Source organism: Thalassotalea sp. 1_MG-2023 (assembly GCF_030546745.1).
Lineage (GTDB): Bacteria > Pseudomonadota > Gammaproteobacteria > Enterobacterales > Alteromonadaceae > Thalassotalea_C.
Window position 1 is genome coordinate 1 of record NZ_JAUOPD010000014.1, and the last position, 24,202, is coordinate 24,202.

General features: G+C 38.1%; 20 protein-coding genes. 9 read left to right on the forward strand and 11 right to left on the reverse strand.

The window, feature by feature from the left end; all coding sequences use genetic code 11:
- Positions 1-404: 404 nt before the first annotated feature.
- The 5 genes from Q4489_RS11860 to Q4489_RS11880 all read right to left on the reverse strand — a co-directional run bounded on the left by Q4489_RS11860 (position 405) and on the right by Q4489_RS11880 (position 7,673).
- Complete coding sequence (locus Q4489_RS11860) at positions 405-1,031, reverse strand: NADAR family protein (protein ID WP_303480632.1); 627 nt, start codon at positions 1,029-1,031, stop codon at positions 405-407.
- Positions 1,032-2,042, reverse strand: coding sequence for a hypothetical protein (locus Q4489_RS11865; RefSeq protein WP_303480634.1), 1,011 nt, complete (start codon positions 2,040-2,042; stop codon positions 1,032-1,034).
- A 120-nt stretch (positions 2,043-2,162) separates the two neighbouring features.
- Positions 2,163-3,062, reverse strand: a complete 900-nt coding sequence (locus Q4489_RS11870) for a hypothetical protein (protein ID WP_303480636.1) — start codon at positions 3,060-3,062, stop codon at positions 2,163-2,165.
- Between the two features lie 533 nt (positions 3,063-3,595).
- Positions 3,596-5,185 (reverse strand): ABC-F family ATPase, encoded by a 1,590-nt coding sequence (locus Q4489_RS11875; RefSeq protein ID WP_303480808.1) that lies wholly within the window; start codon positions 5,183-5,185, stop codon positions 3,596-3,598.
- Between the two features lie 235 nt (positions 5,186-5,420).
- On the reverse strand, positions 5,421-7,673 hold the full coding sequence (locus Q4489_RS11880; protein WP_303480638.1) for a YgiQ family radical SAM protein: 2,253 nt from the start codon (positions 7,671-7,673) through the stop codon (positions 5,421-5,423).
- 320 nt (positions 7,674-7,993) lie between these two features.
- Between Q4489_RS11880 and Q4489_RS11885 the strand changes: the two genes are divergently transcribed.
- On the forward strand, positions 7,994-10,537 hold the full coding sequence (locus tag Q4489_RS11885; protein ID WP_303480639.1) for a prolyl oligopeptidase family serine peptidase: 2,544 nt from the start codon (positions 7,994-7,996) through the stop codon (positions 10,535-10,537).
- 111 nt (positions 10,538-10,648) lie between these two features.
- On the opposite strand, the gene cysZ is transcribed toward Q4489_RS11885, so the two are convergent.
- Positions 10,649-11,395, reverse strand: coding sequence for a sulfate transporter CysZ (gene cysZ / locus Q4489_RS11890; RefSeq protein ID WP_303480643.1), 747 nt, complete (start codon positions 11,393-11,395; stop codon positions 10,649-10,651).
- Between the two features lie 139 nt (positions 11,396-11,534).
- On the opposite strand from cysZ, the gene smc reads away from it, so the two are divergent.
- The 4 genes from smc (at position 11,535) to Q4489_RS11910 (ending at position 18,546) form a co-directional block, all read left to right on the forward strand.
- On the forward strand, positions 11,535-15,050 hold the full coding sequence (gene smc, locus Q4489_RS11895; RefSeq protein WP_303480645.1) for a chromosome segregation protein SMC: 3,516 nt from the start codon (positions 11,535-11,537) through the stop codon (positions 15,048-15,050).
- Positions 15,051-15,062: 12 nt separating this feature from the next.
- A complete protein-coding gene (zipA, locus tag Q4489_RS11900) occupies positions 15,063-16,109 on the forward strand; it encodes a cell division protein ZipA (protein ID WP_303480648.1) in 1,047 nt (348 codons plus the stop codon).
- 65 nt (positions 16,110-16,174) lie between these two features.
- Entirely contained in the window at positions 16,175-18,226 is a 2,052-nt protein-coding gene (gene ligA / locus Q4489_RS11905; RefSeq protein ID WP_303480650.1) for an NAD-dependent DNA ligase LigA, read from the forward strand.
- Positions 18,223-18,546, forward strand: coding sequence for a DUF3392 domain-containing protein (locus Q4489_RS11910; protein ID WP_303480652.1), 324 nt, complete (start codon positions 18,223-18,225; stop codon positions 18,544-18,546). The genes ligA and Q4489_RS11910 overlap by 4 nt, the downstream gene beginning before the upstream one ends.
- Here the strand turns inward: Q4489_RS11910 and Q4489_RS11915 are convergent.
- Positions 18,543-18,905 (reverse strand): hypothetical protein, encoded by a 363-nt coding sequence (locus tag Q4489_RS11915; protein ID WP_303480655.1) that lies wholly within the window; start codon positions 18,903-18,905, stop codon positions 18,543-18,545. The two genes, Q4489_RS11910 and Q4489_RS11915, sit on opposite strands and share 4 nt — an antisense overlap.
- A gap of 59 nt (positions 18,906-18,964) precedes the next feature.
- Here Q4489_RS11915 and Q4489_RS11920 point away from each other — a divergent pair, with 59 nt between their 5' ends.
- The 4 genes from Q4489_RS11920 (at position 18,965) to map (ending at position 21,828) form a co-directional block, all read left to right on the forward strand.
- Positions 18,965-19,597 carry a hypothetical protein gene (locus tag Q4489_RS11920; RefSeq protein WP_303480658.1) on the forward strand — a complete coding sequence of 211 codons (633 nt, stop codon included), beginning with the start codon at positions 18,965-18,967 and terminating at the stop codon, positions 19,595-19,597.
- Between the two features lie 307 nt (positions 19,598-19,904).
- Positions 19,905-20,690 carry a M48 family metallopeptidase gene (locus tag Q4489_RS11925; protein WP_303480661.1) on the forward strand — a complete coding sequence of 262 codons (786 nt, stop codon included), beginning with the start codon at positions 19,905-19,907 and terminating at the stop codon, positions 20,688-20,690.
- Between the two features lie 144 nt (positions 20,691-20,834).
- A complete protein-coding gene (locus Q4489_RS11930) occupies positions 20,835-21,041 on the forward strand; it encodes a ParD-like family protein (RefSeq protein ID WP_303480811.1) in 207 nt (68 codons plus the stop codon).
- A complete protein-coding gene (gene map / locus Q4489_RS11935; protein ID WP_303480664.1) occupies positions 21,034-21,828 on the forward strand; it encodes a type I methionyl aminopeptidase in 795 nt (264 codons plus the stop codon). The genes Q4489_RS11930 and map overlap by 8 nt, the downstream gene beginning before the upstream one ends.
- Before the next feature lie 16 nt (positions 21,829-21,844).
- Here the strand turns inward: map and Q4489_RS11940 are convergent, their stop codons facing one another.
- From Q4489_RS11940 to Q4489_RS11955, 4 genes are read right to left on the reverse strand one after another with little or no spacing between them, the layout of a single operon-like run.
- A complete protein-coding gene (locus Q4489_RS11940) occupies positions 21,845-22,027 on the reverse strand; it encodes a hypothetical protein (RefSeq protein WP_303480667.1) in 183 nt (60 codons plus the stop codon).
- Positions 22,020-22,703, reverse strand: coding sequence for a M15 family metallopeptidase (locus Q4489_RS11945; protein ID WP_303480670.1), 684 nt, complete (start codon positions 22,701-22,703; stop codon positions 22,020-22,022). The genes Q4489_RS11940 and Q4489_RS11945 overlap by 8 nt, the downstream gene beginning before the upstream one ends.
- Positions 22,704-22,717: 14 nt before the next feature.
- Positions 22,718-23,857 carry a succinyl-diaminopimelate desuccinylase gene (gene dapE / locus Q4489_RS11950; protein WP_303480673.1) on the reverse strand — a complete coding sequence of 380 codons (1,140 nt, stop codon included), beginning with the start codon at positions 23,855-23,857 and terminating at the stop codon, positions 22,718-22,720.
- On the reverse strand, positions 23,857-24,201 hold the full coding sequence (locus Q4489_RS11955) for an ArsC family reductase (RefSeq protein WP_303480677.1): 345 nt from the start codon (positions 24,199-24,201) through the stop codon (positions 23,857-23,859). The genes dapE and Q4489_RS11955 overlap by 1 nt, the downstream gene beginning before the upstream one ends.
- Position 24,202 lies beyond the last annotated feature (1 nt).

Genomic DNA, 24,202 nt, shown 5'->3' on the forward strand with positions numbered 1-24,202 from the left:
CACGGCACAAGCTCTGCCTTGTATAAATACCAAACAAATTGCTGCAAAAACAAACTTGAAAGATCAACACGCTCTAGAAATTTATTCACATTGAGTAGATTAGCCACAACTTTATCCAAAACTTCCATCACCTAGTTTGTGATAAATTTGAAGGGCTATTCGCCTAAGTACTTTAATAAATGCTGAATTCATAGTGCCCCAGCTACCCCAAAAGGATGTGGGAAAAAACAGGCTGCATTGGGGCGCAATAAAAGAGCCCCTCTGCTTTCAGTAAGCTACTTGCTTAACAGCCCCGTCGGCAGATGAAGTAAACGAATTTTTTATTGATTTAAAGTTGACCGTCATTAAAAAAAACGGTCAAAATAAACGCTATTTCTAATTGACAGAGTTAAGGCTCATATGTGCTAAACATCAAATAACCCAGCTTGATTATTTGCAATTGGCTTCTTATCTATAGATTTTACTGCTTCTATTTTGTGGCCTAAAAATAAAAAGTTGTCTATGTTCAAAGGTGGGACAACCATAAAATATTCTTTATCATTGTTAATTAATTGTTCTCGTAACCCCATCAACAACCGACCTAGAGCATTAATTCCTAAGTAAGTATTAGACTCTAACGGTTTTGCTCCCCAAAACGCATCTTTATTTGATAACTCAACAATAGGCATTTCACCAGAATCCAGTAACAATTGAGAAAAATCATCCCAATTTTGGGCTAGCTTAACTCGTAGGCACCACTTCATTATTTTTACTCTAACGTTAATCCAGTCGGCTCTAGTTTGTTCGCGGAATGGCTTACTAACCATTTTTGCAGTCATTGGGCTAGTTTGAAGTATTATTTTTTCTTGTACTTCAGGTAAATTTGGGAATCGACAAGACTGATACAAAGCTTCTGCACTTTGGAAGCGAACCTCACCAACAACTAATGGAAAGCCTCCACACATATTAGAGAAGCCCCCCCATTTTTCTGTTGTTTTCTTGAAAGCGGCAGCATGTCTAATATCATACTCCCTCTCTTCATAATTTCTCATTTAAATGCCATATGTCGAACGTTGCATTAATGGATACCATTTTCCAAAAGGGTGAGCAGTTGAATATCTAGGGTCTCCCCACCAAAATGCTAAAGGGTTATTGTTTGGACAGTTTCTATAACTAAACACTGTAGAACCAAAACCAAAACCATCAAATCTGTTATAACCAAGAGGTTTAACAACGATATTAGGTTTTTCACAAAATCCTAATATTTTTATGCCTGCCTTAAGCATTGCTGCTTCATATTGAGATCTTCTATCAACTGAGAATACTTTGTTTTTTTTCCCATTAACCTCCCTAAATTTTGGAGTTGTATTTAAGCTATCAATATATGATGAAACACTTGGAATTTCAGCTACGCTTGCTACAGGCCAAAAAACATGGGAATCATTTTTTTTGATTAACCTATTATCTAACCTGAGATCTTCTTTTGACCAGTATTTAAAAGTTATATTTTTTTTATTTTCTTCTGCAATTTTTTTCAATTGCTTCTGAACATAGTAAATACCACCTTGATACCATCCCATCATGACAACACTAACATGACATTGTGCAGGAGCACTTTCACGAATCCACTTCCTCATATCAGAAATTAATCGATTACCAGAAAACAAGAAATCATCAATATAAATATGATGTTCAGAGTGACCGTTAATTGAGGAGCGTATACCGTAATTTCTATACACTTCATTATTTAATAGTTCGACCAGCTCCGATTGACTATTACCGTTAATTTGAATACTACATAAAGAAATATTATTCCAAAAAGTTCTTGGTGAGTTTGAAGAAAATTTTTCGGAAGTTACAAGGCCTGATACAAAAGCTAAAAAAACATCTTTAGATATGTAGTTTTTTTTCAAAATCCGATTAGTCTCTTCCAATACCACTAAACGTTCTTTGCTATCAAATTGATTAACCCACCTAAGTACATGGTTCTCATCTAACAAGCCAAACTCTCGATCTCTATAATCCTTTATAACACCAGAAATACTTTTTACTAAACTTTCCAAGGTAACTCCATAATCGAATGACGTTTAACGCCGGCTAAATTGCGGATAATGCTTGGCTATAATCAGCGAAGAATGATTGTCAGCCAAGCTTTTGACCCCATCTTAAAACGTTTACTATAACTAATGAGGCAGAGCTTTTGATTCTAATGAAGGAGGTAAAACAGCCTCTAATAAAAGAGATATTTTACTCTTATCTTTGATTTTACCTTTTACATAGTTAGGGTATTTCTGCGGTAAATAAGTGTCTTGAAACCATGTTCTAAAAGTAGATAAAGCTTCATTCGGATATGCGTTTATTTCAGGATCTAGCTGCCGGTATGACTCTGGGAATTTATGATGTATTTTAATTCTAGCCCCAAAGCTAGCTTGTAACTCTTGTTCTTTCCAGTATTTAGCCCAGTGAATGCCTAAACTGCCATCAGGCATAATTGAGTCATCTACGGCAATATTGTTTCGGATAAGTGAAGCAATAATTGTCGTAGCTTCATCAAACATTGTGAAGTAACCCTTTGGGCTTTCATTGTTTAATATTCTTTCTTGGAGTAATTTCCAACTTTCACTAATTAAATCATCTTCATTATAATCTAAACGATCATAAATATATTTTCTTAGGCCTAACTTCGCAGCTTTACGGTAGTTTGTAATCGCTTCTTGTTTGGTCGTTTGAGCGTAGTGGGCATAATAGTCTGTAATCGCCATCACTATCGATTCAGGAACTGCGTGGGTTACACTAGATATTGCATAACTATTTTCAATTTCTACATATAGACTAACAGGTATTTCATCTGAATCAGTCCACTCGGATATTAGTTGCGCAAGTTGTTTTCCACGACTTTTTGTTTGAGCTTCACCTTTTTGCCAATCTTGTGACAGTTGGATAATCGCACTTGGAGCAACACCACAAAATCTAGCTAAACCTTGTAAAGATAAAAATGTTTCACCATTTGGTAAAACCCCCATGCTTATATTATCTACTTCCTGCATTTTGACAGGAACCAATTCCAGTTTACTCTGCTTCATAAGAATCCTTTTTAGTGTTAAGAGTTACCAATGCACGATTTTGTAGCTATATCAATTATTATGTAGACGACTCAGTAATATCCGTCTATTGATATTTCTTTAAACTACCAGAATTTATCAACAATTCAATTTGTAATGAAACTATGTGATGACTTTAATGGTATTAATTGGGTTGTTACTAATAATTTATCGTAATACTTAAAGGCTAAAGAGCTTTATGAAAGAGTTTCAGCGAGTTAAAAAATTGCTGGGTATTTTTAAAAAGATTTACTGAGCATTCTCAGTAATAATCTAGCTAGAATTTTTATAAAAGATGAACAATTGTGACTGTTCAATCCTCGCGGGAATTTCAATCGACAATCAATTAATTCATCACCGCTTTGTCGAAAAAGCAGACCATAAATCATTTGAATTTAGCGTTTGCATTTCGCTGTTAAATTCGGTTAGTACAGCTTAAGTAAAAGTGTTGAATAAAGTGAGTCACTGTTATTAAGTGCCCTTAAAATAGTTAAAGGGCACTTTAATGTCTTTGTTTAGCTTGTTTGACTTGCTAAATATTCATCATAACTACCGGCGAAATCAATAACGCCTTTGTCTTTTATTTCAATGATACGTGTTGCCAGGCTAGAAACAAATTCACGATCATGCGATACAAAGATCAATGAACCTTCAAATTGTTCTAAGGCCATATTTAATGATTCGATCGATTCCATATCTAAATGGTTGGTAGGTTCATCCATCACCAAAATGTTCGGGTTTTGCATCATTAATTTACCAAAAAGCATTCTACCTTGTTCACCACCCGATAATACTTTTACTGATTTTTTAATATCATCAGCAGAAAATAACATGCGGCCTAACGCTCCACGAATTGATTGTTCATCGTCACCTTCTTTGCGCCATTGGCTCATCCAATCAAATAGGTTCATATCGTGTTCAAATTCATGTGCGTGATCTTGCGCATAATAGCCAATATTATGATTTTCTGACCACTTTACTTCACCGCTATCTGGCTGAATTTCATTCATTAGTGTACGTAAAAAGGTGGTTTTACCAACACCATTTTCACCAATCACAGCAATTCGTTCACCGACTTCTGCCATTAAATTGATATTTTTTAATACATGGTTATCGTCAAAGCTAACATTCAGTTGTTCAACTTCTAACACATTACGGAACAACTTTTTCTCTTGTTCAAAACGAATAAATGGGTTAACTCGACTTGACGCTTTTACTTCATCAAGTTGAATTTTATCAATTTGTTTAGCGCGCGATGTTGCCTGTTTAGCTTTTGAAGCGTTGGCAGAGAAACGTGCAACAAAGGCTTTTAAGTCTGATATTTGCGCTTGTTTTTTTGCATTATCAGAAAGTAAACGAGCGCGAGCTTGTGTAGCTGCTAGCATATATTCGTCATAATTGCCTGGATAAACACGAAGTTCACCATAATCTAGATCAGCCATATGTGTGCAAACTGAGTTCAAAAAATGACGATCATGAGAAATAATGATCATGGTTGAATCACGTTCGTTAAGGGTATCTTCTAACCATTGTATGGTATGTATATCTAAGTTATTGGTTGGTTCATCAAGCAACAAAATATCAGGATCTGAGAACAGCGCTTGTGCGAGAAGTACACGTAATTTCCAACCAGGCGCTACTTCACTCATTTTACCGTAATGTTGTTCTACAGGAATACCTACACCTAACAGTAATTCACCAGCACGGCTTTCAGCACTATAACCATCCATTTCAGCATATAATGATTCAAGATCACCTACACGCATACCGTCTTCTTCGCTCATTTCTGGTAATGCATAAATACGATCTCGTTCTTCTTTTACTTGCCATAATTCGGTATGTCCGAAAATCACAGTATCAACAACGGAGTATTCTTCAAAGCCAAATTGATCTTGGCGTAATTTACCAATACGGTCATTTTGATCAAGGCTAACATTACCGCTGGTGGGTTCTAAATCGCTGCCTAATATTTTCATAAAGGTTGATTTACCACAGCCGTTGGCACCGATCAGACCGTAGCGGTTACCATTGCCAAATTTTTGTGAGATGTTTTCAAATAATGGTTTTGCAGCGAACTGCTGCGTGATGTTATTGGCGACTAAAATAACAGACTCCTAACGAGCTTGAAGTAAAGAAATTGCGCGCGATTATACAGCAACTAACAGGTAGGTGAAATTATAAATACTGACAAAGCCTATATCATCGGTTAAATGAGTGATACTAAAAATTAGCCAGATGAAATTTATAGCGTATATAGCGAGAAAAGTAAGTAGAAAAAACAGCTAAAGGTCTCATTCTTTAGCTGTTAATTATCGTTATAGTGAAGAGATGTAAGGTTTCTTACCGTTTTTTTGGCTTGTTCTTATTTGAAAACTGGTTATCACTAAAACGGGTTAACCCTTGTTTTCCTCTGCTAGCTTTCGTACGTTTAGTCATACCTTCACCTTTCTTAAAGCCATGAGCATTATTCTTGCCTTTTCCTGACTTTTTGTAATGTTGGTAATTGCCTTCTTGTCTACTTTCTGCAGGTACTAAGCAGCCAGGCTTTGTGCCAATCAACTTACGAGCTAAGCCCATTTTTGTCAGTGCTTCACGGATAATCGGCCAGTTATTTGGATCATGGTAACGTAAAATCGCTTTATGTAGCCGGCGTTGACGACCACCTTTAGGCACAACAACAGAGTCACTATTTTTTTTAACATTTCTTAACGAATCTATTTCTGTGTGGTAGAGCGTTGTTGCGTTTGCTAGCGGTGAAGGGTAAAAATTTTGTACCTGATCTAATTTAAAGTCATTTTCTTTGAGCCAGAGTGCTAAGTTCACCATGTCCATATCTGTGGTGCCAGGATGCGCTGAGATAAAGTAGGGGATAAGATATTGCTTTTTACCAGCAGCTTTTGAATATTTATCAAATAGGGTTTTAAATGCGTGATAGCTGCCCATTCCGGGCTTCATCATTTTGTTTAACGGCCCGTCCTCGGTATGCTCCGGCGCAATCTTTAAATAACCGCCAACATGATGTTCGGCTAATTCTTTTACATAATCCGGGTCTTCAACGGCTAGATCATATCGAACACCTGAAGCTATCAGAACTTTTTTGATCCCTTTTATTTTACGTGCTTTACGGTACAAGTTTATTGTTGGCGTGTGATCGGTATCTAAATGGCCACAAATGGTTGGCCAAACACAACTAGGTTTTCTACAGGTTGCTTCAGCTTTCGGGCTTTTACAGCGTAGCTTGTACATATTAGCCGTTGGACCACCAAGATCAGATATCACGCCGGTAAAGCCTGGTACTTTTTCTTTAATGTCTTCAATTTCATCTAGAATAGATTGCTCTGAACGAGATTGAATAATACGCCCCTCGTGTTCAGTTATTGAACAGAAAGTGCAGCCGCCAAAACAACCACGCATGATATTCACTGAGGTTTTTATCATATCGTATGCTGGAATTTTAGCATCACCATAATTTGGGTGGGGTACACGTTGATAAGGCAAACCGAAAACACCGTCCATCTCTTCTTCACTCAACGGATACGCAGGCGGATTAAGCCAAATAATACGATCGCCATGACGCTGTACTAATGGTTTAGCAGAACCCGGATTTACTTCTTGATGAAAAATACGCGAGGCATGGGCGTAAAGCATCTTATTATCTTTAACTTGCTCAAACGTAGGCAAATTGATGTAAGTGGTTAGCCATGGTTTAGTTTTATTTTTCCAGCTTTTGTTTTTGTGTTTATCGCTTTTAAATTCAACAATATTGACCACTTGTGTGTCTGATTTTACGTCTACCGTTTTTTCTTGTTCAGTGGCACAACTGGTTTCGTTAATTTCTTGGTATGGGCTAACAATAGGATCTATCTTTCCTGGTTTATCAATTGCACGTGAATCAATACCATGCCAACCGGGAAGTGCTTGCTTAGTTAAAAATGCGGTCCCTCTAATGTCGGTTAGAGACTCAATCGATTCACCTTGTGCAATACGATGACTTAACTCGACTAATGGACGCTCCGCGTTTCCATAGACGAGCATGTCTGCTTTAGCATCAAATAATACTGAGCGACGAACTTTCTCTGACCAATAATCGTAATGAGCTATACGACGCAAGCTTGCTTCTATTCCGCCAATAATCACAGGTACATCTTTGAATGCTTCTTTACACCGTTGTGAGTAAACTAAAACTGCTCTGTCGGGGCGTTTACCACCCTCATTATTTGGCGTGTAAGCGTCATCATGGCGTAAGCGTTTTTCTGCGGTATAACGGTTGATCATTGAGTCCATATTGCCGGCGGTAACACCGAAATATAGGTTTGGCTTGCCAAGTGCCATAAAGGCTTCTTTTGATTGCCATTCTGGCTGTGAGATTATTCCAACGCGAAAGCCTTGAGCTTCTAGCATTCTGCCTATAACAGCCATACCAAAACTTGGATGATCAACATAAGCATCACCGGTAATTAAAATAATATCGCAACTGTCCCAACCAAGCTCATCCATTTCTTCCCTTGTGGTGGGTAAAAATGTTGATGTGCCATAACACTCTGCCCAATACTTTGGGTAATCAAACAATGTTGTCTTAGGTAATGGGATCATGATGTTGCCTATTTAATACTAAAAGTGCCTATGTTGATGATGGCTTAAGCCAAATATCGCAAATAGGATTTTGGCGCGCGATTATAGCATTTTTAATCAATTTTGTTAGCTTAAGTTAGCTAGTGTTGTGTTTTTCGAGGCTTAGCTTTAGATAATTTATCTGCTTTTTTATTTAAGTATGCGTAATGATACAACAGGAAGAAAAAATTCAGCGCTAAAAATAAACAGGTTAACCTGTTCTGGTTGCCAAGCGTTTGCTTTTTACGTCACACTAGGGCAAATCATTAAATAATTATTTTAACAACAATTAAGCATTTACTATGAAAAATAATACCTTACTTTTAAGTGCAGTTAGTATTGCTTTGTTCGGTTGTGTAGCCACGACCAATGAACAAACCGCAGAATCTGTGTTGAATGAACCAAACGTTGCCGAACAACCGTCGATGACAGAACAACAAGCCAGCTTTGCGAAAGAAAAGTCTACTTTGGCACCTATCGAAAATTTAACACCGAAAAAAAGCGTTACACAAAAAACATTAGCGTCAGGTGAAATTGAACTAACGTTAGAAAAAATTATGTCAGATCCTGACTGGATGGGAAGAAGCCCTGAAGGTTGGTACTGGGGAGATGATAGTAATACCGTTTACTATCAACAAAAACGTGAAGGTAATCCCATTCGAGATTTGTTCCGTAAATCGTTACAGCAATCGGGCAACGGAGTAAAAGTTAATTTAGCTGAATACCATCAAGTAAAAGATAGGTTTGCAGTAAAAGATCAGCAGGGTAAACGTGAAGCTTATATCTTTGAAGGCAATGTATTTGTTAAAACATTGGCTACGGGTAAAGTAACTCAACTTACTTATACTTCTGCAATCGAGCGTTCACCAATATTTCTTACTAATGGGAACATCGCTTATCGTGTAAATAATCAGTTTTTTGAACATGACGTTGCTAGCCAAACTATTAGAGAGCTTGCTAGCTTAGTCGTAAAAGACAAACCTAAAGATGAGCAAGCTTCGTCATACCTAGCCAAAGAACAGCGTAAGCTAATTGGCTATGTAGCATTACAACAACGTAATAAAGCTCTGCGTAATGAACAGAAAGAACAGTTGAAAGCTAAAAACTCTACCTTGACTAAAACGGAATTCTTTTTAGGTAAGGGTAAGCGAGTGGTACATGCGAGTTTATCACCAACAGGTGAAAAGCTTATTGTTAGCGTAGCAGAAAGCAAACCTTCTCGTGCTTCAACTGATATTATGCCGAATTATATTACGGATAATGGCGATATCGAAGCTAAAAAAGTGCGTTCGCGCGTGGCAAATAATCGCAAATATCAAGAAGAAGTTTTCTTACTCGATCTAAAAACAGGTCAGCAGTTTCCGTTAAGTTTTGAAACGCTTCCTGGCTTTGATGAAGATGTGCTTGCCAGTGTAAAACAAGAAAATCATCAGCGTTTAGGTAAAACGTATAAAAGTGAAAAAGCGCCACGTAATATTCATGTGATGCGCGCAAGTAATCCTATTAAGTGGCATGAAAGTGGACAACAAGTCGCAGTGCTACTTGAAGCGTGGGATAACAAAGATCGCTGGTTAACAACGGTAGACTTGTTAGAAAACACATTAGTGTCGCAGCATCGACTTCATGATGATGCTTGGATCAATTGGTCGTTTAATGAATTTGGCTGGCTTGAAGATAAACTTTACTACCTTTCAGAAGAAAGTAGCTTTTCTCATCTTTATGTCAAAAGTCTAAAAGGAAAAGCTAAAAAATTAACGGAAGGTCGATTTGAAGTCAGCAATGTAAACTTAACAGAAGATAAAAATCACTTTATTTTTAAAGCGAATAAAAAGCATCCTGGTATTTATGAGATTTATCAAGTCGCTGTAGAGTCAGGTAAATTGACAGCGTTAACAGATCTTGGTGGTATGAATGATTATGCGTTAAGCCCAGATGGTAAAAAATTATTAATCCAACATTCTGAGGTTACCATGCCTCCTGAATTGTACGTCAAGCCGATTGATTCAAGTAGTAAAGCAGAGCGTATTACTAACACGGTATCAAAACAGTTTTTATCAATGCCATGGGTAGCGCCAAGCGTTGTTGCTGTGCCGTCGTCATATCAAAATGAACCTGTGTATTCACGCGTTTATTTACCTAAAAACTTTGATAAAACCGCAAAGAAAAACAAAGCAGTGATGTTTTCGCATGGTGCTGGTTATCTACAAAATGCGCATTTAGGTTGGTCAGGTTATTTTCGTGAATTTATGTTCCATAGCATGCTTGTACAACAAGGTTATGTCGTTATTGATATGGATTACCGAGCATCTAAAGGCTATGGCCGTGACTGGCGAACAGCCATTTATCGTCATATGGGGAAACCTGAAGTAGAAGATATGCGTGATGGTGTTGAGTGGTTAATTGAAAATGCCAATGTTGATCGTAGAAGAATCGGCACTTATGGCGGTTCATACGGTGGTTTTCTTACCTTAATGGCGATGTTTAAAGAGCCTGACTTATTTGAATCTGGTTCGGCGTTAAGGCTAGTATCTGATTGGGCCTATTATAACCATGGCTATACGTCTAATATCTTAAATACACCAGAAGATGACGCAATCGCGTACGAACGTAGCTCGCCAATTTACTTTGCGGAAGGGTTAGAAAAACCGTTGTTAATTAACGCCCCAATGGTAGATGATAATGTGTTTTTTGAAGATAGCGTTCGCTTAGTACAACGTTTAATTGAATTAGAAAAACAAGATTTTGAAACGGCGATTTATCCGGTAGAACCTCATGGTTTTGTTCAGCCGAGTTCATGGTTAGATGAGTATCGTCGGATCTATAAGTTGTTTGAAAATACGCTTTAACAAATAAAGTGTATTTCTAGTAAACATTCAAGCCCAGCCTAAACAGCTGGGCTTTTTTATGCTAATAAGTAAATTGAAAAACTCACATTGTCATTCAATACGTTTTAACCGTTAATCAGCAAAGTTATCGCGGTAATGATCTACCCATAGGGCCGTTGCGCCACAAATGGCTACTGGCATAATAACCAGGTTAACAAAAGGTATCATCGAACATACCGCTGTGGTAATACCAAAACTATAACTTAACCCTTTACGCTCTGCTAACGCATGCTTCATAGCTTCAAAAGGTACTTTGTGGTTATCAAAAGCATAATCTTTGTATTGAATTGCCATCATCCACGCAACAAATAAAAACCACATGATTTGCCCAATGATAGGAATAAAGCTCAAGATAAAAAAGCCAACAGCACGTGGTAAATAATAACTAAATTTACACCATTCTCTTGAAAATGTACGTGGTATATCTTTAACAATATCAAACACTGAACCAGATGGAGGTCTTTTATTGGTGAGCTTTGCTTCTAGCTTTTCTGCTAACAGCCCATTAAATGGTGCTGCAAGCCAATTAGCGACAGAACTAAAAATAAAAGAAAAGAACACTAAAAGAAACAATAAAGTAAGCGGTTGTACTATCCACGTTAGCCATTGTAAAAATTCAGGTAGCCAAGATTCGAATGCTAGCATCCATTCATCAAGCATTGTAAATAAATAACTGAACGCAACGGCGAATAAACACAGGTTGACTGATAATGGTATAAACACAAAACGTTTAACGCCTTTCATTCTAATTAAAGAAAAACCAAGTAATAAATAGCCGGCGCCGCTATGAGCTAAGGGAGAAGAGTGGTTTTGCTGCATTATTAACCTTTACTTTTCTGAAATAAAAATAGTATACCTAGCAAAGTTGGAACAGAGAAGGAAACACAGGTGCTAAAGGCGATATTTTCTGGTAGAGTCAGTTTATAAAAGCAATATATCATGCGGGCTACAAGCGTAAATGCGGTTAAAATATATCAAATTGGCGGGGTTTAAATCTTTTGTTGATCCGACAAAAGTGCCATTTGAACAACAAATGACCGCAATTGTTGGTCCGAATGGCTGCGGTAAGTCAAATATTATTGATGCTGTTCGTTGGGTGCTAGGCGAAAGTTCTGCAAAGCACTTACGTGGTGATGCCATGACCGATGTCATTTTTAATGGTGCTGCAAGTAGAAAGCCTATCGGTCAAGCCAGTGTTGAACTCATGTTCGACAACATGGCAGATCGCTTTCAAGGCTCTATGGCGGATCGCAACCAAGTTTCTATTCGTCGAGTTGTTAATCGTGACGCGCAAAATACCTATTACTTAAATGGCGCTAAGTGTCGTAGGAAAGATATCACTGATATTTTTCTGGGAACAGGCTTAGGACCAAGAAGTTATGCGATTATTGAACAGGGGACCATTTCTCGCCTTATTGAGTCTAAACCGCAAGAATTAAGAGTGTTTATCGAAGAAGCGGCAGGTATTTCGAAATATAAAGAAAGACGCAGAGAAACTGAAAATCGTATACGACATACTCGCGAAAATTTAGATCGCTTAACCGACATTCGATTGGAACTAACGCAGCAAATTGAAAAGCTGCATATTCAAGCTGAAGGCGCAAAACGTTTTAAAACGTTAAAAGCTGAAGAGCGACAATTAAAAGCTGAATTAGCTGTGTTACGTTGGCAGAACTTTGAACATCGTTCGAAGTTAAAGCAACAAGAAATACAAAAGGTTAACGATAGAATAGCGGAGTTAAAACAAGCACAACAAGCTGATGATCTCCTGTTAACTAACGCAAAACAGCAAATTCAAACAGCGAATAGCCAAATTCAACACTGCCAACAAGATAAGATTACCTTAACGAATGATATTGCAAGAGCTGAGCAACAAATCACACATGAAAAAGTGCAACAAAAACAACGTAAAGAAAGCGTTGACGCATTAAAAACTCAGATGGAAAAGGCACAGGAAATGCTCTTGCATGAGCAACAGTATTACGCGGAGACGCAACAAAAACTTGAAAAATATTCAAAGCATATTAAAAGTATTGAGGCACAAATTGTTGAATCTGAGCAGACACGCTTCGACAAAGAAACACAACTTCAACAATATCAATTAGAGTTACAACAACGTAATCTAGCTTATCGTGAGAGTGTTCAAGCTAAAAATTATTTTGAAAAACAACAATCAGTGTATTTATCTGAACTTGAACAACAACAACGACAATTAAATAAACTTAATCAACAATACGAAACGTTAGTGCTCGAAAAATCGACCTTAATGAAGGAGTCGTTGTTTGATGAACAACAGATCCGGCAGGTTATTGCTGAAAAGGAAAATCAACTTCGCGATCTTAACGCGGAGCTCAAAGCCACATCATTAAAACAGCAACAACATGCTGATATCATATCCGAGCTTCGGAGTGATTGTCGGAGTCAGCAATTACGCATTGCCGATATAACCAAAAAGTTGAGTCAACAAGAAAATTGGCAACAAGCACAAGTGTCCACATTTTCGCCGTTACTAAAAAATGAAATGCGTAGAGTTCAAGACTTATTGCAAGTTGAACCAGGTTGGGAGTTGGCTGTAGAAATGGTGCTTGAACAAATGCTACAAGCCCATGTGTTCGACTTGCCTTGGCATGAAGCAGAAATGGAAAAACTAATTACATTAGACGCTTGCTTTCTTTATTTATCAAGTGAAGATAAACAAGTAGACGGTATTTCCTCTCAACAACTTCAAGCAACACTGGCAAGCAAAGTGTCGAGTGAAGTATTGCCGCGAAGCTTATTTTCTAACGTGTTGATTGCTGCTGATGAAACAGCCTGTTTTGCTAATCGAGAAAATTTGAAACAACAGCAATCTGTTATATGCCCTCAAGGCGTTTGGTTAGGAAATAGTTTTATCAGAAAAGGGCAATTAACACGTTCAGATAATGTATTACTGTTAACAAATGAAAAGCAACAACTTGAACATTCTTACCAACAATTAATACAGCAACTGAATGACACTGAAACGCTGCTTCTGGGAGTTCATGCGCACATTGAGAGTATTGAAAAAACACAAGAAGAAGTAACGAAACAGTTAATTAGTCATCAACAGCAGTTATTAGAAGCAACACAGTTTAATGCAACCTGGCAACAAAAACATAAGCATATTGAACAGCAACAAGCGCATGTACAACGTGAAAAACAGCAAATAATACAAATGATTAGTAAGCAGGAAGCTGAATTCACAACATGGGAAAAAGAGCAAGATGTTGACCATAATGTCGCGAACGATGAACTCGTTGCAACAATGGCGTTACTTGAAAAAAAAATAGAACAACACAACGCTGCGTTAACTGATATTAATCAGCAATACCAATCGCTAAAAGAAAACATTCACCAACAACAAATATTGCTTGAGAGAAGTAAACACGAGAGCCAACTCGCGCAGCAAAATATTTCTCGATATCAAACAACGATTGATAATGCATCTGCGCAGCAAAAAGCAATGAATAACTATGAAAGCTTACCTGAAGAAAAGTTAATTGAATTAAATGAAAACCTACAGCGATGGTTAGCGTCATCGAGCGCGTTAGATAACGAAATTGAACAACAGCATAAAGTGATTGCAACACAACAAGTTGTTTTTCAACAAATGGAACAAAATGCCTTAAAAACCGTCGAACAAATCGAACAGTTCAAACAGCAGTTATCTCAATTACAATTAAGTGCTGAAAGTTTTTCAATAAAAGCTGAAAATGCACTTGAACAGCTAGATGAAATTGGTAAAAATGCCACAGACATTGCACAGTCTTTATCAGATAGTGCAAATGAATCTGTTTGGCAAGCTAAGTTAATAAAGGTTCAAAACGACATTCAACAACTTGGAGCGATTAATTTAGCAGCAATTGATGAGTATGAAAGTCAATTAACGCGAAAAAACTACCTAGATCAACAAGATCAGGATTTAAATCAGGCTATTTCAACGTTAGAATCAGCAATAGAAAAAATAGATAAAGAAAGTCGGCTTAAGTTTAAAACAACCTTTGATAAGGTGAATCATGATTTACAAAGGTTATTTCCTAAAGTTTTTGGCGGAGGTGATGCGTATTTAGCATTAACCGGCGATGACTTATTAGAGACTGGCGTAACAATTATGGCTAGACCTCCAGGTAAAAAGAATAGTACGATTCATTTATTATCGGGTGGTGAAAAAGCATTAACCGCTTTATCATTAGTGTTCGCGATTTTTAGACTTAACCCTGCACCTTTTTGTATGCTGGATGAAGTAGATGCACCACTTGATGATGCAAATGTAGAGAGATTTTGTAATTTAGTACGTGAAATGTCGAAAAGCGTACAATTTATTTATATTAGTCACAATAAAATTGCCATGGAAATGGCTTCTCATTTAACAGGTGTAACCATGTTTGAACCGGGCGTATCTCGTATGGTATCTGTTGATGTTGAAGAAGCAATTGCTATGGCCGACGTATCATAAACAGGCTAAAAGATGGAAGATAATTTTAGAAACGTATTAATTATTATCAGTGCTATTGTCATAGCAGCCATATTTGTACATGGCTTTTGGACGATTAGAAAAAATAAAAACCCATACAAACTTAAAGCAAAGCCTGAGTCAGTAGCGCCTACTGAACACAGTTTTGATAGTCAAGGCTTTGACCAAGACGGCATTGGCAAAGTGCGCGTGGTAAATGAAAGTACGTTAAGTGAGGAAGAAGTGCCTACAGCACCGGCACCAGCACCAGATTATGACGAAGATCCAATACCAAAAGATGTTGATAAACCGAATGCGAACTCGCCTTCATTAGAGCCTTCTTTAGGAGACTTGTCTGATATTACGGAACAACCTCCGTTAACAAGTCCACCGCCGCAAGCAAATGCGAGTGAAACACAACCAGAAGTGGAAGAAGAGATCATCACTGCAACAGAGCCCGTTTATCAAGAGCCAGTAAGTCGACGCAAACCAAAGCGTAGTAATGAAAAGGCTGCTAAAGGCAAAGTAAAACGTGATCAAATGGAAATCAATTTTGGTGATGAGTTTGATGAAAAAGCTTCGTCAGCCAAAAGTGAGAAAGCACCAATTCGAGAACAAAAACCAGACATCGATCCAGAAGTGATTGTTGTGTCGGTGGTTATGCCAGAAGATAATCATATTTCTGGCGCCGCGTTACTACCTACGTTACTTACGCTAGGATTACGTTTTGGCGAAATGGATATTTTTCATCGCCATGAAGATAATGCCGGCAATGGAAAAGTCACCTTTAGCCTAGCAAATATGATGAACCCTGGAACGTTTGACCTTGATAATATGGAAAGTTTTACCACCCAAGGCATCACATTATTTATGACTTTACCAAATGCAGGTGATCCTTTTGAAGTATTTGAACACTTAATGAATGCTGCAAAACATTTAGCTGTAGAATTTAATGCCCAATTACTAGACGATAAGCGCAGTGTAATGACCAAGCAAACTGAACAACATTACATGAGCAAAATTCGAGAGTTTGAACGCAAGCATCGAATCGCTTCCGCATAGTTTTATACTTACCTAATCAATATATTAAGCCTCAATTGAGGCTTATTTTTTTAACCGAAGATATTATGACAGAACAACAAGCATCAGAAAAAGTAACAGAACTTCATCGTTTACTTAACCAATATAACCATGAATATTACGTGATGGATGGGCCAAGTGTACCTGATGCAGAATATGATCGGCTGATGCGTGAGTTAATAGATCTTGAAGTGCAATACCCTCGTTTAAAGCAAAGTGATTCGCCAAGTCAACGTGTTGGCGGCGAGCCGTTAAAAGCCTTTACGCAAGTTACACATCAAATACCGATGTTGTCATTAGATAATGTTTTTTCAGCCGAAGAATGGCAGGCGTTTGTTAAACGTATTCAAGACAGGTTGAATACGCATGAGGCAATCTCATTTTGTGCTGAACCTAAATTGGATGGTCTTGCGGTAAGTTTACGCTATGAAGATGGAATATTAGTGCAAGCGGCAACTCGAGGAGATGGAGCCGTAGGCGAGAATATTACCGAAAACATAAAAACGATCAAATCGATACCCTTGAAGCTTCAAGGATCTATTTTTCCAAAGGTATTAGAGGTTCGTGGTGAAGTGTTTATGCCAAAAGCGAGCTTTGAGAAGCTCAATGAAACAGCGATCAAAAAAGGTGAGAAAACGTTTGCTAATCCTCGTAATGCAGCAGCCGGAAGTTTACGCCAACTCGATTCTAAAATTGCAGCTAAACGAAATCTGGCTTTTTATGCGTATGGGCTAGGCTTCGTTTCTGAAGACATCATAGGTCAAAATAACGAGGACTGGCTTGCAACAAGCCACTATCAGCGCTTACAACAAGTTAAACAACTTGGGTTACCTGTTTGCCCAGAAGTTCGATTACTTGAGGATACATCACAGGTTGATCATTTTTATCAGCACATTCTTAATCAGCGTTCAGCGCTTGATTATGAAATAGACGGCACGGTATTTAAGGTAGATGATATTGCTCATCAACAAACACTTGGTTTTGTGGCACGCGCACCTCGTTGGGCCACCGCGTATAAGTTTCCTGCCCAAGAAGAATTAACCACACTTGAAGACGTAGAATTTCAAGTGGGAAGAACCGGTGCTATTACGCCTGTCGCTCGGCTAAAGCCTGTATTTGTTGGTGGGGTAACCGTTAGCAATGCCACACTACATAATCAAGATGAAATTGATCGACTTGGCATTAAAGTAAAAGACACGGTAATTATTAGACGCGCGGGTGATGTGATCCCGCAGATTGTCAGCGTAGTATTAGATAAGCGCCCTAATAATGCCAAAGAAATAGAGTTTCCAACAAGTTGTCCTATTTGTCACTCAGATGTACTAAGACTAGAAGGTGAAGCAGTATTACGCTGTACTGGGGGGTTGATTTGTGGGGCGCAGCGTAAAGAAGCAATAAAGCACTTTTCTTCACGCAAAGCATTAGATATAGATGGCTTAGGCGATAAGTTAGTTGAACAGCTTGTTGATGAAAAGCTAATTCAAACACCTGCTGACTTATTTAGTTTGTCTGAGCTTGATATCAGTACAATGGAGAGAATGGGAAAAAAATCTGCTCAGAATCTTGTACAAGCAATAGCAAAAGCGAAACATACTACGTTGGCGAAGTTTGTTTATGCGCTTGGTATACGTGAAGTAGGTGAAACAACGGCAGCCAATTTGGCACAGCACTTTTTAACGTTTGAAGCGATCAAAACCGCTGATGAAGAAGCATTACAAGCGGTCCCAGATGTTGGTAAAGTGGTGGCAGCAAATATTGTTCAATTTTTTGCACAGTCACATAATATCGACGTTATTGAAGTGTTAGAACAGCTCATGACTTGGCCAGATATTGTTGCTAAAACTGAAGATCAACAACCATTAACTGATCTTACCTATGTGATCACGGGCACACTAAATAAAATGGGCCGTAACGACGCCAAAGCGTATTTACAGTCGTTAGGGGCGAAAGTTGCCGGCAGTGTTTCTGCAAAAACAGATTACTTAGTTGCCGGAGAAAAAGCAGGTTCAAAGCTGACAAAAGCGCAATCATTAGGGGTAAAAGTATTAACCGAAGACGATCTACTCGCATTACTTGCAGAGCATAAGGTAGTGTTATGATCGAATTACTTACATCGTTAGGTCAGTGGTTTCGTCCTTATCAATATCAAACCGCATTAGCCATAATAGCGACGATACTCGTGCTGTTTGGTAATGATATTAATGGCGCATTAAAGCACATGATCCGAAAACAACACTTTGTTGTGCGTACATTAGTCTTTATTGTGGTATGTGCATTCGGTTATGGTTTATTAACGGTCTGGCTTACTGCTTTACTCGCTAAGCAGCTCAGTAGCATACCAACGGTTTATATTGTACCTAGCGTGGTACTAATCTTTGTTGTTTTAGGCATTTATGCCCAAAAACAACGTCATATTTAAACGGTAAAAAAGGCATACAGAAATAGTAAACTTGGTGCTGGTAGAATAAAACCAAAAATGGCAGCTTCACACCATTCTATTTTTCGATAAAACCGTTGCCATTTTTTATCTTGTACTTTTGAAGAGGGTAACACCTGAAAGAAAAAGATAAATGCAGAAAGTACAAGCGCTTGCAGGGCGGAAAATAATATAAACAGTGCTAACCAGATCAATGACTCAGGTGTTAAGTTAGTAATTTGTCGTTGTAATACGAAATATAAAACAAAAGCAAAAACACTCCAACCTAACAACTTCCAGCGGAAGCCTGATAAAGTAATTGCAATACTATTAAACACCTCAGGACTAAACCAATACTTCATTATTGCCTTACTTACTCGTAGAATAAAGATCACACTCAACGTTAAGTATAAAGAAAGAAATGGCATTACACAGTAAAAAACTTATATTCATTGCCTTTTGGGCATCTTCAATATCACAAGTTGCTTTTGCATTTCCAACGGAGAATAAGCAACTTTCTACACAACCTCAACAGCAAGTAGAGGTAAGGCCAGGCCATGCTAAAGCCTTAAAATCATTAGATGATGAAAAGTATAAGGATGATCTAACTAAAGTGATTATAACTACCGTAAGTGAAATGACTGACAGTACAGGGTTAACCTATATTGGTGCTAAAGTAGCACGTACAGAAGTTGAAAAGTTTTTGGTACAATTAAAAACAATACTCGGTGACGAATTTCAACAATACCGTTTAAATCAAGCAAATCGAGATGGCAATGCTTTTCATGTGACTTTAGTTGCACCACATGAATATCAATTAATGAACAAAGATGAAGTTACCCTTGGTAGAACCGTTCGTATAACGCTAGAAGGCTTAGGTAGAGTTAGCCAAGGCAATAACACGAGTTACTTTGTCGTTGCTTCTTCTAACGATGGCGACTTTATGCGACAAACCTTGCGTTTGGCTGCAAAAGACTTTCATGTGACGCTAGGTTTTGATAAAAAAGATGTTTACGGTGTCAGCAAAGGTCAAGATACGTTGATAAAGCAGTAGGCATATTCGTCTTTTTAAGGCAGCTAAAAAATGCTAAGTGTTAACTTGTTTATCATTAAATTATTGATAACGGTTTAGATCATGCCAATGATTGCTTATTATTAGGGTCTGTTGAACTTTTGTGTTTAGTTTTAAAGCAGTTTATTGGGTTCAGCTAAACGTTATTTCTTCATCGTTGTTCGTAATTTACATGGAATAGCCATGTATCATTGCTTACATATTGAACAAAAAGCGTTTAGTTCGAACAAAATTTAACTTCTAAAGATCAACAGACTCATAAGCTATGGAAATTAAATAAAGGGCTGATATGAAATCAACATTCTTAATAATAGCAACGATTATTGCGGTAAGTGGTTGTGCGAAATCCTCAACAGGGCGTAATCAAATTACTTTATTTTCAGACAGTGAATTGAATAAGATGGGGGCTACTTCTTTTGAAGAGCTCAAAGAGAAAGAAAAAATTAGCCAAGATATGGCAACCAATAATTACGTGCAATGTGTCGCTAAAGCAGTGACAAAAAATGTCTCAAAACAAGCGCATTCTGGTGATTGGGAAGTGGTTGTGTTTGACTCAGATCAAGTAAACGCATTTGCATTACCTGGTGGAAAAATCGGTGTATACACGGGAATTCTTAAGGTAGCACAGGGTCAAGATCAACTTGCAGCCATTATTGGCCATGAAATTGCTCACGTTACTGAGCGCCACTCTAATGAACGACTTTCTTCAAACCAGTTAGTACAAATGGGAGCTGCAGTAGGTGGCGCTGTTTTATCGCAACAACAAATAGAAAATAAAGAAACTTGGTTGATGGTCGGGTTAGGTATTGCGCAATATGGCGTATTAATGCCGTACAGCCGTATGCATGAAAGTGAAGCAGATATCGTTGGTCAAGACTTAATGGCGCAATCTGGGTTTGAACCATCAGCAGCCATCTCGTTATGGCAAAATATGGCGAAACAATCAAAAGGAGCGCCACCTGAATTTTTATCAACACACCCGTCAAACCAAACCCGAATTAATGATTTAACGGAAAACTTAACTAAATCGAAAGCGATTTATCAACGTTCAACCGTTCGTCCTAGCTGTGGATAATGCAGTAGCTTTTCCTTTTGAATGAATAAAATGGTGGCAATTTGTGCCACCATTTTTTTTCTGTAAATCATTCCACTCATATTGAATGTATATATGTTTTGTAGCACTATGTATATGAAACGTATTCTTTTGTGTGGTAATCAAATGGGCATTGTTAAAATATCAGACCAATTACATGATGAAGTCAGAAAAACGAGTAGTGTTATGGAGCGCTCCATAAACTCTCAGGCTGAGTTCTGGCTAAAAATAGGGCGTCTTGCTGAGCAGAATCCAACGCTCAGTTATGAACAGATTATTGAGCGCGAGATGCGTTCAGAAAAAGTTACTTCAGTAAGGTTGATTAGTGAATAGCAATATAGTGATTAAATCAACGGCTGAAATTGGCTTAATGAGAGAATCAGGGCGTTTATTGGCTAAGGTTTTTAAGCAGCTAGATTCTTTTATTGATGTTGGTGTGACAACAATGGCCATTAACGATTTTGTTGAAGACTATATTATAAATACACTGAATGCCCGTCCTGCGAGTAAAGGTCAGTACGGTTATCAATATGTGTTAAATTCGTCAGTAAATGAAGTCGTTTGTCATGGTGTACCAAGTGACGGTAAGCGATTAAAGACGGGGGATATTGTGAATATTGATATAACCTTAGAAAAAAATGGCTTTGTTGCAGACAGTAGTAAAATGTACTTAATTGGTGAGGTACAAGCTCGGGCGAAATACCTATCAGAAGTGACGTATCAAGCGATGTGGCAAGGCATACAGATGGTAAAGCCAGGTGCAAGGCTAGGGGACGTAGGTCATGCTATTCAATCTTATGTCGAAGCTAATGGCTTTAGCGTAGTTCGAGAATATTGTGGGCACGGCATTGGTCGTGAAATGCATGAAGCGCCACAAGTTCTCCATGTGGGAAAACCAGGCACTGGACTAAAGCTAAAAGAAGGCATGACTTTCACAATAGAACCTATGGTTAATCAAGGAACACATAAAACCAAAGAAAAAAAAGATGGTTGGACAGTCGTTACTCGAGATAAAAAGTTGTCTGCGCAGTGGGAGCATACGCTTCTTGTGACCGCTAACGGAGTAGAAATACTGACTCTTAGAGATGATGAATCGTTGCCTGCGTCACTAAACGTATAAAACTCACTCTGCACAACTATTTTTTGTTGAATGAGTCCATTTTATGAGGCTTTTTATTTGACCGAGGAAGCGTTTCATTAAGATCATTTAAGTTTTTTTTACGTAGTGGTGTTTTTGCATTCCTACGTACCGTGCTAAAGTTACCAATAAATATCAGCGCAACAACAATAAAAATTGTAATGATTAACCAGTTATCCATTAGTTACCTCTTGAACGTTGTATACGTAGCGTTCCATTAATTGCTCTATTTGATCAAGAATAAAAGCTTTTCCTTCAATCTCATGTTTGTGCAGGGTACTAGCTAATATTTCAGGCGTTAATTCTGTTAAAAACTGAGTTGATAAAGGGGCATAAGATAAGTGCCAAGGCTCATGAGCGACTCCACCTTGGTAGCATTGATATGGAAAATAAAAACCATAATGTTGCGCATTTTCATTAAGCCATTTGGTCAGCTTAGCAAATGGACCATTACCCTGATATTCCCACTCTTCGAGCAATAGTTGCTGACCATTGTTTAGCTGCGATGGATCATAAATATCAACATCAGTACCCCAGTGGTGACGACTAGCACCAGGAAGCGCTGAAAATGTCATGATAGCATGCACTTTTTCTTCGGTGGTTAAAGTCGTTAAGTTTATTTGCTGTTGTTGCAGATCGAAAACCGGTAATTCTCCTGTCATCTTTCTGTTCCAAATATTAAGCTGCCTGTCAAAGTCTCGAAAACCACTCGCGATGGATAATTGAAAACCTGCCGTTTGTGCGGCATCAACTAAGCGTAACCAAGGAGTAATAATGCCTTGATGTATCCCTTTATTCTCTGATAAATAATGGATATGCGTGTTAGTTGTTCCCGTGAGTAAACCATGAGTAGCCATTGTTCTATATTGCCTTAGCTGAGTACATTGACGAGAATGTGATAATAAATATCAACTAACTCTTCAAGGTCAGAACATTTTACACTTTCATTGACTTGATGGATTGTCGCATTACAAGGCCCAAGTTCAACAACTTGCGCACCAGTTGGAGCAATAAACCTACCGTCAGAAGTGCCACCAGAAGTAGACAAAGTCGTAATAAAACCTTTTACCGTGCTAATTGCGTTAGACGTTGCATCAACAAGAGTGCCAGGTTCTGTGATGAAAGGCTTACCATTAAATGTCCATTTAATATCATAATTTAATTGGTGCTCAGTTAAGATAGCATCGATTTTGCTAACGATTTTTTCATCGGTTAACTCTGTGCTATAGCGTAAATTAAACCATGCAGTTAAATGGCCTGGAACCACATTTGTTGCTCCAGTACCTGATTGAATGTTCGAAAGTTGGAAACTAGTTTCAGGGAAATAACTGTTGCCGGTGTCCCAATGTGCTTGACTGAGTGCCGCTAAAGCAGGCATTGCAAGGTGAATAGGGTTCTCTACATGTTGTGGGTAGGCAACGTGGCCTTGTTTACCAAATATTGTTAATTCACCTGAAATTGAGCCGCGACGGCCATTTTTAACAATATCTCCCACTTCATTTGTGCTTGAAGGTTCACCAACGATACAATAATCGATCTTTTCATTTCTTGCTTCTAAAGTATCTATTACTCGTGTAGTGCCATTGATAAACGGACCTTCTTCATCACTGGTAATTAAGAAAGCGATAGAGCCTTTATGGTTTGGGTAGTCGACAATAAACTTTTCTGTTGCAACTACCATAGCCGCTAAACTACCTTTCATATCAGCAGCACCGCGGCCGAATAAAAAACCATCTTTGAAAGTGGGCTCAAAAGGTGGAGTATCCCAGCTTGCTAAATTTCCAGCTGGTACCACATCAGTATGACCTGCAAAACAAAAAACTGGTCCAGTATCGCCTTTACGACACCACATATTCGTGGTGTCTTCGAATACCATCGTTTCTGTTAGAAAACCTAACTTTTCTAAGCGCTCAGACATTAGTTGCTGACAACCAGCATCTTCTGGGGTGACTGATGGACGAGAGATCAAATCTGCGGCGAGGGTTAAAACCGGCGTGTTAGTTGTTGTCATTAGGCAAAAATCTCTTGATATTTTTCTGCCTTAAAACCTAGATGTAATTGGTCGTCAATATGCAACAAAGGCCGCTTCAATAATGTTGGTTGTAATAATACTTGTTCTGAGGCTACAGTATCTGAAAGATTAGCTTTTATATTTTCGTCTAAATTTCGGAAAGTTGTGCTACGTTTATTGAGTAATAAATCCCATGAAGACATAGCAACAAATTGTTGTAACTGGTTGTTATCTAGACCGTCAGCACGGAAATCGTGGAATTGATAAGTAATATTATGCTCATCAAGCCATTTTCGTGCTTTTTTTACGGTGTCGCAGTTTTTTATGCCATATAAAGTTGTCATA